General features: G+C 63.5%; 13 protein-coding genes. 3 read left to right on the forward strand and 10 right to left on the reverse strand.

The annotated features are described in order from the left end of the window. Nucleotides 1-40: 40 nt before the first annotated feature. Both J2Y63_RS26700 and J2Y63_RS26705 read left to right on the forward strand, forming a co-directional pair. A complete protein-coding gene (locus J2Y63_RS26700; RefSeq protein WP_435268561.1) occupies nucleotides 41-1,177 on the forward strand; it encodes an aminotransferase in 1,137 nt (378 codons plus the stop codon). 178 nt (nucleotides 1,178-1,355) lie between these two features. Then, nucleotides 1,356-1,502: a DUF1127 domain-containing protein gene (locus tag J2Y63_RS26705; protein ID WP_256118430.1), complete on the forward strand. Its 147-nt coding sequence runs from the start codon at nucleotides 1,356-1,358 to the stop codon at nucleotides 1,500-1,502. A 525-nt stretch (nucleotides 1,503-2,027) separates the two neighbouring features. Here J2Y63_RS26705 and J2Y63_RS26710 read toward each other — a convergent pair. The 10 genes from J2Y63_RS26710 to J2Y63_RS26755 all read right to left on the reverse strand — a co-directional run bounded on the left by J2Y63_RS26710 (nucleotide 2,028) and on the right by J2Y63_RS26755 (nucleotide 12,210). Further along, nucleotides 2,028-2,735 carry a ParA family protein gene (locus tag J2Y63_RS26710; RefSeq protein WP_435268562.1) on the reverse strand — a complete coding sequence of 236 codons (708 nt, stop codon included), beginning with the start codon at nucleotides 2,733-2,735 and terminating at the stop codon, nucleotides 2,028-2,030. A gap of 106 nt (nucleotides 2,736-2,841) precedes the next feature. After that, nucleotides 2,842-3,930 carry a protein-glutamate methylesterase/protein-glutamine glutaminase gene (locus J2Y63_RS26715; protein ID WP_256118432.1) on the reverse strand — a complete coding sequence of 363 codons (1,089 nt, stop codon included), beginning with the start codon at nucleotides 3,928-3,930 and terminating at the stop codon, nucleotides 2,842-2,844. Beyond that, on the reverse strand, nucleotides 3,930-4,781 hold the full coding sequence (locus tag J2Y63_RS26720; protein WP_435268563.1) for a CheR family methyltransferase: 852 nt from the start codon (nucleotides 4,779-4,781) through the stop codon (nucleotides 3,930-3,932). The genes J2Y63_RS26715 and J2Y63_RS26720 overlap by 1 nt, the downstream gene beginning before the upstream one ends. Nucleotides 4,782-4,797: 16 nt before the next feature. Then, nucleotides 4,798-5,292 (reverse strand): chemotaxis protein CheW, encoded by a 495-nt coding sequence (locus tag J2Y63_RS26725; protein ID WP_256118434.1) that lies wholly within the window; start codon nucleotides 5,290-5,292, stop codon nucleotides 4,798-4,800. 2 nt (nucleotides 5,293-5,294) lie between these two features. Continuing rightward, complete coding sequence (locus tag J2Y63_RS26730; protein ID WP_435268564.1) at nucleotides 5,295-7,100, reverse strand: methyl-accepting chemotaxis protein; 1,806 nt, start codon at nucleotides 7,098-7,100, stop codon at nucleotides 5,295-5,297. A 192-nt stretch (nucleotides 7,101-7,292) separates the two neighbouring features. Then, nucleotides 7,293-8,984 carry a methyl-accepting chemotaxis protein gene (locus J2Y63_RS26735; protein WP_435268565.1) on the reverse strand — a complete coding sequence of 564 codons (1,692 nt, stop codon included), beginning with the start codon at nucleotides 8,982-8,984 and terminating at the stop codon, nucleotides 7,293-7,295. 17 nt (nucleotides 8,985-9,001) lie between these two features. After that, nucleotides 9,002-9,520, reverse strand: a complete 519-nt coding sequence (locus J2Y63_RS26740) for a chemotaxis protein CheW (protein WP_256118437.1) — start codon at nucleotides 9,518-9,520, stop codon at nucleotides 9,002-9,004. Next, nucleotides 9,517-11,520 (reverse strand): chemotaxis protein CheA, encoded by a 2,004-nt coding sequence (locus J2Y63_RS26745; protein WP_435268566.1) that lies wholly within the window; start codon nucleotides 11,518-11,520, stop codon nucleotides 9,517-9,519. Before J2Y63_RS26745 ends, J2Y63_RS26740 begins: the two co-directional genes overlap by 4 nt. Continuing rightward, nucleotides 11,517-11,885, reverse strand: coding sequence for a response regulator (locus J2Y63_RS26750; protein ID WP_256118439.1), 369 nt, complete (start codon nucleotides 11,883-11,885; stop codon nucleotides 11,517-11,519). Before J2Y63_RS26750 ends, J2Y63_RS26745 begins: the two co-directional genes overlap by 4 nt. Further along, the gene (locus J2Y63_RS26755) at nucleotides 11,860-12,210 is read right to left on the reverse strand and encodes an STAS domain-containing protein (protein ID WP_435268567.1); all 351 of its coding nucleotides are present in this window, start codon (nucleotides 12,208-12,210) and stop codon (nucleotides 11,860-11,862) included. Before J2Y63_RS26755 ends, J2Y63_RS26750 begins: the two co-directional genes overlap by 26 nt. Before the next feature lie 366 nt (nucleotides 12,211-12,576). Here J2Y63_RS26755 and J2Y63_RS26760 point away from each other — a divergent pair, with 366 nt between their 5' ends. Further along, on the forward strand, nucleotides 12,577-14,301 hold the full coding sequence (locus J2Y63_RS26760; RefSeq protein WP_435268568.1) for a chemotaxis protein: 1,725 nt from the start codon (nucleotides 12,577-12,579) through the stop codon (nucleotides 14,299-14,301). Nucleotides 14,302-14,355 lie beyond the last annotated feature (54 nt).

The following is a 14,355-nucleotide window of genomic DNA, read 5'->3' on the forward strand; positions in this document are numbered from 1 at the left end:
CCTGTCCGCCTGCCGCCTTCTAACCCGAAAGGACCCCGCCATGAAGATACGCGATTTCGGCGTCGAGATCTGGATGAACCGCTACGAGAACCACTGCGAACTGAACCTCGCGGAGACCTGCGTCGAATCGCTGACGGTGGAAGAACTGCTCGACATGGCCGGCAAGAAGGATACGATCCTCTCCGAACTCCTGCCGATGAAACTCACCTATGGCGCGATCGAGGGCAGCGAGCGCTTGCGCCGTCTCATCGCCGCCATGTACGACAGCCAGGCGATGGAAAACGTCGTCGTCACGCACGGCGCGATCGGCGCCAATGCGCTGGTGCACGAGACGCTGGTGGAACCGGGCGACCGCGTCATCTCGGTCCTGCCCACCTACCAGCAGCACTATTCCATTCCGGAAAGTTTTGGCGCGGATGTGCAGATCCTGAAGCTCACCGCCGAACGCGGCTTCCTGCCGGACCTCACAGAACTGCGCCGCCTCGCGACGCCGGGCACCAAGCTCATCTGCCTCAACAACCCGAACAATCCGACCGGATCGCTGATGGACCGGGATTTCCTGATCGAGGTTGTCGAGATCGCGCGGGCCTGCGGCGCCTTGATCCTCTGCGACGAGGTCTATCGCGGCACGGACCAAGAGGGCGACGGCATGACGGCCTCGATCGCCGACCTCTATGAAAAGGGCATCAGCACCGGCAGCATGTCGAAGACCTATTCGCTGGCCGGACTTCGCCTCGGCTGGATCGTCGGCCCGAAGGACCTGCTCCATGCCGTCTCCATCCACCGCGACTACAACACGATCAGCGTCGGCATGCTGGACGACCATTTTGCCGCGATCGCCTTGGAAAACCGCGACAAGATCCTCGCCCGCAGCCAGGCGATCACCCGGACGAACCTCGCCATCCTCGCCGAATGGGTGGACGGCGAGCCGCTGATCTCCTGGATCAAGCCGAAATCGGGCACGACGGCGCTCCTGAAATACGACCTGCCGCTCACCTCGGAGGCCTTCTGCATCAAGCTGCTGGAGCGTACTGGCGTCATGCTGACACCCGGCAGCGCCATGGACATGGAAGGCCACCTGCGCATCGGCTACACGAACGGCGAAGCGGTGTTGCGCGAAGGTTTGGGGCGAATTTCCGCGTTTTTGCGGGAGGAACAGGCCGTTTTGGCGGCCTGAAGCCCCTCGGCGGGCTGTTTCCGTTAACGGAGGCTTACCAGACCCATGCGCGATCTGCATGGGTGGCCTGCCAGCTTAGCGCTGTTCCGCAGTGCAGCATAAGCCTATAAAGGGGCCATCGAAAGACGCGGCGCCACGGACCGGTGCCGAACAGAGAGCCTCACGAAAGGGGATCATCATGAACATGGCACGTTCCTTCAACAATTGGCGCAAGTACCGTCAGACCGTGACCGAACTCGACCGCATGACCGCCCGCGAACTGCGCGATCTCGGCATCGAGCGTTCGGAAATCAAGGCAGTCGCCCGCGCTGCCGTCGGCTTCTGATAAACACGCCGAAAAATAGCAGAATTTCGAAGACGCTCGCCTCCGGCGGGCGTTTTTGCATCTGCGAAGGCTGTGCCCGCCGCGGGGATAATTCAACCCAGTTGAGGTACCCGTTAAGCGCATAGCGCATAGCTGCCTTGCAAAACAATGCCTATCAATTGAGCAAGAATCGCGTATAGTCATACTTATCGAAGCAACGTACCTCCTCCCACGAAGCTTCGATGTTGCAGAAGGCCCGCTCCTCCTCCCAGGGCCGACTGCGGGAATGGCGACACTCCTCCTCCCAGTCGTCATTCGGTTCTATCGGAAAGCCTGCCGCACCTCCTCCCGCGGCAGGCTTTTCCAATTCTGGGCCATGTTTTTCCCAAAATATTGAAATCGCTGACGCAATTGGCTTGCCGACAAGCCGCGTGCCGCACACTCTTGCGTCATCCTCGGGCTCGACCCGAGGATCCTTGCAGCATTCGCGGCGTGGATGGATGGTCGGGTCAGGCCCGACCATGACGAAGGGGAGGGGAGTGGCCGTCAGGCGACGCTGCGCAGGCTCGGCGCTTGGGCCTGGCGGGTGGCCGGGATCTGCTGGAGCACTTCGAGCGCCAGCGCGCGGGCGTTCTCCTGCGCCTTGTCGAGGTTGCTGACGCGCTTGGCGTCCATCGAATAGAGCGTGCCACCGCAGCCGAACATGTCGCGGAAGGCGGAGCGTTCGATGATCGGCGTTTCGAGCAGGTGCACGCGGCGCGCGGCAAGCAGGTCCTTCACGGCATTCATCGCGCGCGTCGTCACCATGGAATTTACTCGGGTGAGCACGACGGAATGGCGGATGCGGATATTCGCCTTGTCTTCCAGATATTGCAGCAGCTCGATGACATTGGCGCCGCCCTGCGCGTCCATGGCGGAGCCCTGCACGGGGATCAGCACGTAGTCGGAATAACCGACGGCCTTGGCGAGCAGCGAGCTGCGCGAGCCCGGCAGGTCGATCAGCACGAAATCGGCGCGCGCCTTCTCGTCGCTGAGCTGGCGGTCAATCGAGCTCATGGTGACATAGGGCACGACGTTCAGCCGGTTGCCGAGCGCGCCTTCGGAATTCTCGAACCAGCGGGTGATCCAGTGCTGCGGATCGGCATCGAGCACCGAGACGCGGTAGCCGAGGCGGGCGAGTTCGGTCGCAAGCAGCAGCACGGCGGTGGTCTTGCCGGCGCCGCCCTTGGTGTTGGCGAAGGTGATGACAGGCATGATGATCCCCGGATCGGTTCGTGAGCCGGTCATCGCTCCTGAAGAAACACCTTGCATGGTGCTTCGTCATCCTCGCCACTTATGGTTAACGGCAGGTGAAAATCGCTTACCGGCGGCGGTCCGCGGCGAGGATTTCGCGGGCGATCTGGTCAAGCGGCAGGATGCGGTCGACGCCGCCATGCGCGATCGCCTCCTTCGGCATGCCGAAGACGACGGACGTCGCCTCGTCCTGCGCCACCGTATAGGCGCCGGCCTGGTGCATCTCGGCCATGCCGCGCGCGCCGTCATCGCCCATGCCGGTCATGATGACGCCCATGGCGTTGCCGCCGGCCGAACGCGCGGCGGAGCGGAACAGCACGTCGACGGAGGGCCGGTGGCGCGAGACGAGGGGGCCCTCGCGCACCGCCACATGGTAGCGCGCGCCCTGCCGCTCCAGCATCATGTGCCGGTCGCCGGGTGCAATCAGCACATGGCCGCGCAGCACGGGATCGCCATGCACGGCCTCCTTGACCTCGACTTCGCAAAGGCTGTTCAGACGCTTGGCGAAGGCGGCGGTGAATTTTTCCGGCATGTGCTGCACGATGACGAGGCCGGGGGAATTGGCCGGCAATTGTTCGAGCATGACGCGCAGCGCCTCGGTGCCGCCGGTGGACGCACCGACGCAGGCAACCATTTCCGTCGTCTTCGCCATGGCGCGGCCCGAGGGCGGCGGCAGCACGGCATCGGCGGTGAGTTTCGCCGTGGGACCGGTCGGCACGGCCGCGCGGCGGTGGGAGCCGATGCGGGCGACGGCCGCACCCTTGACGGCCTCGCGAATGCGCGTGCCGGATTCGGCGAGGTGGTCGGCCGCGCCGATCTTCGGCTTCAGGATGATGTCGACGGCGCCGGCCTCCAGCGCCTGCATCAAGGTTTCCGAGCCCTCTTCCGTCAGCGAAGAGCACATGACGACCGGAATCGGCCGCTGCGACATCAGCTTGCGCAGGAACGTGATGCCGTCCATGCGCGGCATTTCCACATCCAGCGTGATGACGTCGGGCATTTCCTCCTGGATTTTCTTGGCCGCCATGAAGGGGTCGGAGGCCGCCCCCATCACCTCGATCTCCGGATCCTGCTCCAGCACATGGGTCAGCGCCTGGCGCACGCTCGCCGAGTCGTCGATGATGAGAACGCGGATTTTCTTCACCGGAAGGGGCATCAGATCTTCTTGAAAACCGTGTTGGCGACCTGGCGCACCGGCAGGGTGATGCCGGTGACCGTTTCGGAATGGCCCACATAGAGGTAGCCGCCGGGCACGAGGCAGTCGCAGAGCCGGGACAGCACCTTCGCCTGCGTCGGTTTGTCGAAATAGATCAGCACGTTGCGGCAGAAGATCATGTGCATGGGATCGCCCACCTTGTAGGCGCTGTCCATGAGGTTCATGCGGGCGAAGCCGACTGTCGAGCGCAGGCGCGGATGGATGCGCACCTCGCCGCGCGCGGCATCGCGCGATGTCATCACGTAGCGCCGCTGCATCTCGGCCGAGACGGGCTGGATCATGTCGCGCGGATAGACGCCGCGGCGCGCCGCCTGCAGCACGTCCGTCGAAAGATCCGTGGCGAGGATGCGGTAGTCGATGCCGGACGTCGCATCGGCAAAATCCTGCAGCACCATCGCCATCGTATAGGGCTCGGCGCCGATCGAGCAGGCGGCACTCCACAACCGAAGCCGCTTGTGCCCGGCCGCCACCATTTCCGGCAGGCCTTTCTCGGCCATATATTCGAAATGCTTCGGCTCGCGGAAGAAGTCCGTCTTGTTGGTCGTCACGGCATCGATCAGGAAGATCGCTTCCTTCTCGATGCCGCCATGTTTGAACAGGTAGTCGCAATAATCGTTGAAGTTGGAGATGCTGGTTGCCCGTAGGCGCCGCCGCAGGCGGCCTTCTAGCATCGTCAGCTTCGTCACCGGCATTTTGATGCCGCTATAATCATAAATGTAGCGCGACAGGGCCTCGAAGTTCCGGCTGCTCAAGCCGTCTTCCGTCCCTTGCGTCCGCAATGCTGCTCCCACGCCCGTACTCCTGAATTTATGCGGTGGCGGCGAGGCGATTGGCCGTGCCCATCATGGCAACCTCGGCGCCGGAAAACAGGCGCGCGAGATCGACGATGACGACAAAGGCGCCGTTGCGGCGCACCACGCCGGCAATGTAGTCGGACGACCAGCGCACGCCGATATCCGGCGCGCCCTCGATCTCCTCCGTGCGGAAGGGGATGACCTCGAAGACCCGGTCGGCGACGAGGCCGAGGGTGAGGGTTTTCTCCCCCATCGGCACGTCGAGCACAAGTGCCCGCGTGTGCGGCGTCTTCTCGGTCTTCGTCATGCCGAGGCGGAGACGAAGATCGATGACCGGCACACCCTGGCCCCGCACGTCGCGAAGCCCAAGCAGGTACTCCGGTCCATGCGGGATCTTGAAGGCATCCTCATGGTCGAGGATTTCCCGGACGACCGAGACCGGCACGGCAAAGACCTCGTTGTCGAGACTGAAGGTGACGTACTGGGATTCGGAGGATGTGCCGGCCATGATCAAGCGCTTTCCCTGAAGTCTGCGTCGTCGGCATCCGGGCCGCCCATCGACATGTCGAGGGCAAAGCCGCGGGCGCGGGCCTGCTGGGCGTTGACGCTGTTGTCGGGCTTGCGAACCGACGCCATGACGGGCTTGGCGGCAGTGCGTGTTACGGGCGCCGGACGGCGCTGGGCGACCGACGGCGCGCTGGAGGCGCGGTCGACGCGGAAGAAGGCGATCGAGGTCTGGAGTTCCTCGGCCTGGGCGGCAAGCTCTTCCGAGGTGCCGGACATTTCTTCTGAGGCGCCGGCATTCTGCTGGGTCACCTTGTCGAGCTGCTGGATCGCTTCATTGATCTGCGAGGCGCCGATGTCCTGCTCGCGGCAGGCAGCCGAGATTTCGGAGATCAGTTCCGCGGTCTTGCGGATATCCGGCACTAGGCGGGTCAGCATCTCGCCGGCCTCGGTGGCGACCGACACGGTCGTGCCCGACAGCGCGCTGATTTCGGAAGCGGCCGCCTGGCTGCGTTCGGCAAGCTTGCGCACTTCGGACGCGACGACGGCAAAGCCCTTGCCATGTTCGCCGGCACGCGCCGCTTCCACAGCGGCGTTCAGGGCGAGCAGGTCGGTCTGGCGGGCGATTTCCTGCACGATCGAGATCTTCTCGGCAATCGTGCGCATGGCGCCGACAGCGCGGCCCACGGCCTCGCCTGAAGCCTCGGCATCCTTGGCGGACTGGCGGGCGATCTTTTCCGTCTGGGCAGCGTTGTCGGCGTTCTGCTTGATGTTCGAGGCCATTTCTTCCATCGAAGCGGAGGCCTCTTCGGCAGAGGACGCCTGTTCGGTTGCACCCTGCGAAAGCTGCTCGGAGCTGGCCGACAGTTCCTGGCTTCCGGAGGAGACGTTGTTGGCAGCCGAAAGCGCATCGGAGACCACGCCGCGCAGGCGCTCGACCATACTTTCCAGCGAGATGCCGAGCGTATCCTTGTCGGAGAGCGGCTTCGGCGTGACGGTGAGATCACCGTTGGCGATCTGGTCGGCAATCGTCGCGGTGTTACGCAGGTTGCCGGTCATCACGTTGATCGTATCGACCAGGTCCTTGATCTCGTCATTCGTCTTGATCTCGACCTTCTGGTTGAGGTCACCTATGGCGACGGCTTCCGCGACGGACTGGATCTTGCGAAGACCATTGTTGATACCAAGCGCGATCCAAACGGCAGCACCGATAGCAAGCAGCAAGGCAGCGCCGGAAATGCCCAGGATCAGGTTGCGGGTCGTCGCATATTGTACGTTGGTCTGCTCATCCGCTTCCTTCATCTGGCCTTTGTTGGCGTCAATGCGGGCAGTGATGACTTCTTCAATCTCGTCCATAAATCGGCGGCCATCACCGGTCACAAGCCGGATAGCCTCTGCGGAGTTTCCGTTGCTGACGGCGGCGCGTACCTGATCGTCGATCTGAAGCAGCTTCTTCTGCTTGTCGGCGACGTCGCGCCACTGTTGCTTGCCGGCCTCTGTCGTTGCGGCATTCATCAACCACTCGTTGGTTTCCGTGAAGCGCTGACGGTTGCGGTCGCTTGCCTCCAGGAAGGTCGCGGCGTCGCGCGTGTTCGTCGACGTTGCGAGGTTCATCTGGGCGCGTGCCAGGCGAAGCTGGATGCTGCCGAGGTTCTGTGCTGCCTCGAGGCGTGCAGCCGGACCAGCGATCATGTCGGTGATCGCCTGGTTGAGGGAAGAGAGGCTCATGATCGCGTAGACGGACGTGCCGGCCATCATCGCGATGATGATGCCGAAGGCGATCGCTAGCTTTAGTTTGATGGTAAGGCGCATCTCGAATGGTCTCCTTTGTCGCAGATGCCGTGTTCAGGGCAGGGGCGCCGCGATTGCGGACGCCCTAATGCGAGAAGACCGATACACTCACCCTTCCGCGGGCCGGGAAAGCGGCCCTTTTGCCGTCGCCTACACGCGCCGGGTCGAATTTGCGGCACGCCCGTCGCCGGGCGAGCCGCCGTCGTTTCCAGATCAGGCGCTTTCGCGGAAGTCCGCGTCGTCGGCGTCCGGGCCGCCCATCGACATGTCGAGGGCAAAGCCGTTTCCGCGGCCCTTGGTGCCAACCGGTGCCGGGCGGTGGGCCGAGGTGTTGGCCGGGCGCCTGGCGGGCGCTGCCATCTTCGCTGCGGTTGCCCGCAGCTTGTCGGCATGGTTCGGCTCCTTGCGGGAGGCGTTGTCGACGCGGAAGAAGGCGATGGAGGCCTGGAGCTCTTCCGCCTGGGCGGCGAGTTCTTCAGAGGTCGCCGACATTTCTTCCGAGGCGCCGGCATTCTGCTGGGTCACCTTGTCGAGTTGCTGGATCGCTTCGTTGATCTGCGAGGCACCGATATCCTGTTCGCGGCAGGCGGCCGAGATCTCGGAGATCAGTTCGGCAGTCTTGCGGATATCGGGAACCAGTCGGGTCAGCATCTCGCCGGCCTCGGTGGCGACCGAGACGGTTTCACCGGAAAGCGCACTGATTTCGGCTGCTGCCGCCTGGCTGCGTTCGGCGAGCTTGCGCACTTCCGAGGCGACGACGGCAAAACCCTTGCCATGTTCGCCGGCACGGGCCGCTTCGACGGCAGCGTTCAGCGCGAGCAGGTCGGTCTGGCGGGCGATTTCCTGCACGATGGAGATCTTTTCCGCGATGGTGCGCATGGCCGTGACGGCGCGGCCGACGGCCTGGCCGGAGGCTTCGGCATCCTTGGAGGATTGACGGGCGATCTTTTCCGTCTGGGCAGCGTTGTCGGCGTTCTGCTTGATGTTGGAGGCCATCTCTTCCATCGAGGCGGAAGCCTCTTCGGCGGACGATGCCTGTTCGGTCGCACCCTGCGAGAGGGCTTCCGAGCTGGCCGACAGTTCCTGGCTGCCCGACGAGACGTTGTCGGAGGCCGAAAGCGCATCGGCGACGACGCCGCGCAGGCGCTCAATCATCGTGTTGACATGGCCGAGCAGGTCGCCGAGCTCGTCCCTGGTGGAAATCTCGGCAAAGCGGGTGAGGTCACCATCCGCAACGTTCTGCACGACACCGACGGCGCGGGAAATGCCGCGGTTGATGGAGAAGACGATCCAGAAGGCGGCGAAGCCGGCGATCAGGAAGGCGGCCGACGCGACGGCGATCATGATCGTGCGCGTGCTTGTATATTGTGCCTCGGCATTGTCGTCGGCTTCCTGCAGACGCGTCTGTTCGAGCGTCACCACCTCATCCAGCAGCGCGTCGATCTCGTTCGTCACGGTGCGGGCGTCGGTGGTGGAGACGCGCAATGCGCCTGCGCTGTCGCCGGCGAGCATCATGCTGCGGATGCGGTCGTCTTCCCGGCGGAAATCGGTGCTGTGCGTCTGGAGCTTCGACCACAGGACCTTGCCCTGTTCGGTCGCCTTGGCGAGAACCTGCTCGAAGGCGGCGTCGAAATCCGCGCGGGCCTTGTTGCTGACATCGATATACTTGTTCGTCTCGGCATTGCTGGTCGCCGAAAGCATGTTCTTCTGCTGGCGGATCTGCTGGAGTTGCAGGACGTTGAGTTCCTGTGCCAGCCGCAGACGCGTCGCCGGGCCGGTGAGCACGTCGCCGAGCGTTGCATTGAGGCCACCGAGGCTCAGGATGCCGTAGCCGGCGGTGCCCGCCAGCATGGCCATGATGAAACCAAAGGCCAGGAATAACTTGAGTTTAATGGTGAAGCGCATGGGTCTCTCCTGATGTCCTAGTTCGGCACTTGGGCCGCACCGGTGCGATCTCGCTTGGAGGAAAAAATCGCGTGTAAATTGGGAACGATAATGAATTCGCCGCCCCGCTTGACGAGGCAATTAATGTAGTCGGCGCGCCAGCGCATGCCGACGCTCGGCGGCGGCTCGCTCGCAAGTTTCGGCAGGGTCGTGACTTCGTTGACCTTGTCGGTGCGCAGACCGATCAGCGTCGCCTCGTCGTCGAGATCGAGCTCGATGACGACGATGCGGCTGTCGATGGTGGTTTCCGTCGCGTCCATGCCGAAGGCAAGGCGGATATCGGCAAGCGGAATGACCTTGCCGCGGAAGTTGATGACGCTGGAAACGAAGGATTTGCTGCCGGGAACATGGGTTTCCGGCAAAAGATCGAGGATTTCCTGCACGACGATTGCCTCGATGGCAAAGGTCTCGCCGTTCAGGTTGAAGGTGAGGACAGAGAGCTCTTCCTCGCCGCCCCAGATCGTCTCGTAGTCGAGTTTTCGTGCCGCTTCGCTCATCCTGCCGCCCGCAATTGCGCCTCCTGATGTTGTCCGACTGCGATGAGGTGCGTGACGTCGAGGATCAGGGCGACGCTGCCGTCGCCGAGGATGGTCGCGCCCGAGAAGGTGACGACGTCATGGTGCAGTTTGGACATGGATTTGATGACTGTCTGGTGGTCGCCGATGATCTGGTCGACGACGAGGCCGACGCGCTCCGAGCCCGTCGAGATGACGACGACCTTCTGGTGCTGATCGGGCTCGGTGCCGGTTCTGAACAGTTCCCGCAGCCGAAGGAACGGCACGAGGCTGTCGCGCAGCGAGATGAAGCTGCGCCCGCGCGAGCGAAGATCGTCTTCGAGCGACAGTTCGAGGCATTCCTCCACCGCCGAAAGCGGGATGACGTAGCAGCCCTGGCCGACGCGCACGAGAAGACCCTCGATGATGGCAAGCGTCAGCGGAATGCGCAGCGAGACGGTCGAGCCTTCGCCCGGCTTGCTGACGATGTCGATCGTGCCGCGCAGCGCCTCCACCGTCTTCTTCACCACGTCCATGCCGACACCGCGGCCGGACAGGTTGGTGACCGCCTGGGCGGTGGAGAAGCCGGGCTGGAAGATCAGCTGGAGCAGGTCCTGGTCGGTGAGGGTCGCTCCCGGCTGGATGATGCCGGAGGATTCCGCCTTGGCGCGAACCCGCTCGCGGTTGATGCCGCGGCCGTCGTCCTTGATGGTGATGATGACCTCGCCGCCCGTCTGGTGTGCGGAAAGGATGACCTGGCCCTTCGCCTCCTTGCCGGCGGCAAGGCGCTCTTCCGGCTTTTCGAGGCCGTGGTCGATCGAGTTGCGCACGAGGTGGACGAGCGGATCGGCGAGCCGGTCGATGACCGTCTTGTCGACCTCGGTGGTCTCGCCCTCGGTGATGAGTTCGATTTCCTTGCCGGTTTCGCGCGAAAGATCGTGCACGAGGCGGCGGAAGCGGCTGAAGAGGCTCGCGACCGGCATCATGCGCAGCACCATCATCGTGTCGCGCAACTCGCCGGAAAGCCGCTCGATTTCTTCCGAGACGGAGCGCAGGCCGAGATCGGCCGCGGTGCCGGCAAGCTGGGTGAGGCGGGACTGGGCGATAACGAGCTCGCCAACGCGGTCCATCATCTCGTCGAGCCGTTCGGCCGGAACGCGGACGTTTTCGGCCGACTTGTTCTGCTTGGAATCGTTGGCTGCCTGGATCGCGGGTGCCTCGCGCTCCGCGACGACCACGGCCTTGGCAGCCGGCACTTCGGCGGGCTTCGGTGCCGCGGCCGGTTTTTCGCCAGCGACCTCCGCGATCTCCAGTTCCATGTCGTCCATCACGAAGATGAAGACGTCCTCGATGTCGGCGCGCGGCCGCTCGGTTTTCAGCGTCACGTCCCAGCCGAGATGGATGTCGCGCGGCTCGAGCGTCGCAAGATCCGGCACCTGTGAAATGTCGGCGACGATCTTGCAATCGCCGAGATCGCGCATTTCGTCGAGCAGGCCGAGCGGATTGGTGCCGTTTGCCATGGCATTGGCCGGGAGGCGGAAGCGGATGCGCCATTCACGCATGCCGCCGGCATCTTCCTTGACGGGCGTGGCAGCTACGGCGGCAACCGCTGCCGGGGCAGGGGAGCCTGCGCCATTGACGGCGCGGTGCAGGTTGTCGAGCAGGCTGGCGCTCATTGCATCATGGTCGCCGTTCGGCGTTTCCAAGAGCGCACGCATGTGGTCCTGTGCCGAAAGCACGGCCGAGACCAGCTCGTGCGTGGCGGGCACGTCGCCCTTGCGCACCCGGTCGAAGGCGGTCTCGCAATGGTGGGTAAAGGCGGCGAGCGCGTCGAAGCCGAACATCGCGCCCGAACCCTTCAGCGTATGCAGGCCGCGGAAGACGGCGTCGATCTGGTCGCGGTCGTCGAGGCTGCGCGTCAGATCCAGAAGGCCGGACTCGATCTGTTCCAGCAGTTCGGCGGCTTCTGTCCGGAAGACTGAGATCGGGTCCGGGTTGCTCATTTGCCCAGCACCTTCTTGGCGATCTTGACGAGGCTTTCCGGATCGAACGGCTTGGTGAGCCAGCCCGTGGCGCCGGCGGCTTTCGCCTGGGCCTTCAGCTCGCCGTCGGATTCGGTGGTGAGGAAGATGACCGGAACGCCGGTGTGCGCGGGCAGCTTGCGCAGCTCGCGGATCATCGTCAGGCCGTCCATGTTCGGCATGTTCAGGTCGGTAACGACGAGGTCGTATTCGCCGCCCTTCAGCTTGTTCAGGCCGTCGACGCCGTCGACCGCTTCGGTCACGGTATAGCCGGCATTGGAAAGGGTGACGCGCGTCGTCAGCCGGATGCTGGCGGAATCGTCAACGGTCAAGATCTTCGCGGTCATCAATTCTCTCCTGATGCAACCAGAAATGCGCGGCGTCCGGCGTCATGTCATCGAGGAAGCCGCCGCGCCTCAGCACGTCGTAAAGGTCTCCGGCAGCGGGCCGGGCAAGTAGAATGCGCCCCGCCTTCATCTCTGCCTGTTTGCGAGCCGCCGTAATGAGCTGCACAAAACTGAGATCGACCTGCGCTTCCTCATCAATATCCAGGGTCGCGGACGCGTTTATATTCAAACAGTCCAAGATCAACTCTCGAACTGCCACTATATTCTTGATGGTGAGGGTCGTTGGTAAGGTTAACGACGTTTCACCCGGCAGGGTTGATGACATGGAGGCCTCGATAATCGTTCCGGGACAAAGTATTTCCCGCGCCAGATTCCCAAGTCACGCTTAATGAAGGGTAAAGCGCGGTTGCTAATTTCATCTATTGGTAGATAACGGCACGTATCTACGCCGCCTCACGCATGGGGAGTAAAATTAAATAAGCCTTTGTTTTAATGAAGAAATCTAGTAAATTTAATATAAGTAATATCATTTATAAATCCCTAATTCTAGGGATGCCTGCATCTTCGGGTAGTGGCGCCGAAATCGACCTGCCGCGGCGGGACTCCATTAGATAAGGTATTGCGAATTTACTGGGCGTTACATTGTTCGCCCTAGGGTGCCGCTCACGGGTTCTTGTGAGTGGGGTATGGCGTGTCAGGAATAACAAGCGCAAAGCGCGTGGAGCGACAAACGGCTGAGACGGAACTCGTGTCGCGCCTCGAAGGGGCTCGCTCGCGCATCGAGCAGCGGTTCCTCGATGGCGGCGTCGTCCTGCTCAACGTGCTCGATGTCCTGAACCGTCTGGTTGCATCGCTGGAGAACCTCTCCGGCTCGCTGGGCGACGAGGCCGCCGAGGCGACGATCGGCCAGCTCGTGGCGACCGTCGACCAGCTGACGGCACTTCCCGGCATCGAGGAGATGCGCCAGCAGCGCCTCGGCAATGTCGCGGTGACGGAAAAGTCGCTCGGCGCCTATATTGCCGATATGCAGGAGACGCTGCGCTACCTCCGCACCTTCGCCACGACCGCCAAGATCACCGGCGCCGCCATTCCGGACTTTTCCGGCTTTGCGGAAGAAATCCTTGAACGCATTCAATACGGCAGAACCCAGGTCGACGCGCTCGGCACCAAGATCGGCACGCTGAGCAGCGTGATCGGCTCCGCCTCGACCGGGGGCGGGGAGGCGCTCGAACGGTTCCGCCGCAGCGTGCCGGATATTGCCGGCAACCTGTCGCGCAATGCCGGCGACCTCACGGCCCAGCGCCGCCACCTTTCCCAGCTCGCCGCCAAGGTCGGCGCTTCGGCCCGCCATGTGCAGACCAAGGTCGCGACCACGCTTTCGGCCATGCAGATCGGCGACATTACCCGCCAGCGCATCGAACATTGCCAATCCGCCTTCACCTTTCTGGACGACTATCTGGCCGCTGGAACGCTCGATACTGAGGCGGCCAGCCGCTTGACCGCGCTCGTGCGCCATCTCGTCCACGCGCAACTCGGCGAGATAGCCCGCGATTTTGCCCGCGAATGCAAGACGGTCGTCAGCACGATCCGCAGTTTCGGTGCCGATATTGACGGCTTGATGCTGCTCTACGGCGACATGGACGCCGCCGATGGCAAGTCGGCTGACCGCGCCATGCGCATCCTGGAGGCCGACATTGCCGCGGCGCGTGCCGTCGTGCGCGATATCGAACAGGCGGCCGACAAGGCCAATGCGCTCGGCCACAGCACGGTCGAGACCGTGCGCGAGCTGTTGAAGGGCGTCGAGACGATCAAGCTGGTGCGCACCGACATCCAGTACATGGCGCTCAACACCAACCTGCGTTGCAGCAAGCTCGGCGAGGAGGGACGCGCGATCAACGTCGTGACGGCGGAGCTTCGCACCTTCTCCACGCGTCTCGACGAGACGGCGGAACATATCCTCGTCGCCCTGCAATCGCTGGAAGACGATGCCGGCAGGCTGAGCGAGGCAGGCGCCAGCGCCGGCGGCTCGCTCGATGCGAATCTGGCAGAGGCGCTCGACCATATCCGCCGCGCGGGCGACCGCATGGAAGAGGACATGACGGCGCTGCGTGCCTGCGGCGCGGACGTTTCCGCCAAGGCCGGCCGCACCATCGCCGACCTTGACTTCAACGCTGAACTCGGCGACGTGCTCGCCGATTGCTCGGCCCGCGCCGGCGACCTCATCGGCCACGAGCTTCCCGACCTGTCCGGCCTCGACGAGGCGCTGGCCGACCTCGGCAGCCGGATTTCCCGCACCTACACCATGGTTTCCGAACGCGAGGTGCATGCCCGCATCTTCGGGACCCTGATGGAAGCGCCCGCGGCACCGGCAGCCGCGAAGACCGACGATGAACTGTTCGACGACGCGCTGTTCTAGGCGGTCAAATTTCCCTGTGAATCCCACGACTTCGCCGGGCGGTCTTTACGGCCG

Source organism: Shinella sp. BE166, from assembly GCF_051201095.1.
GTDB lineage: Bacteria > Pseudomonadota > Alphaproteobacteria > Rhizobiales > Rhizobiaceae > Shinella > Shinella lacus.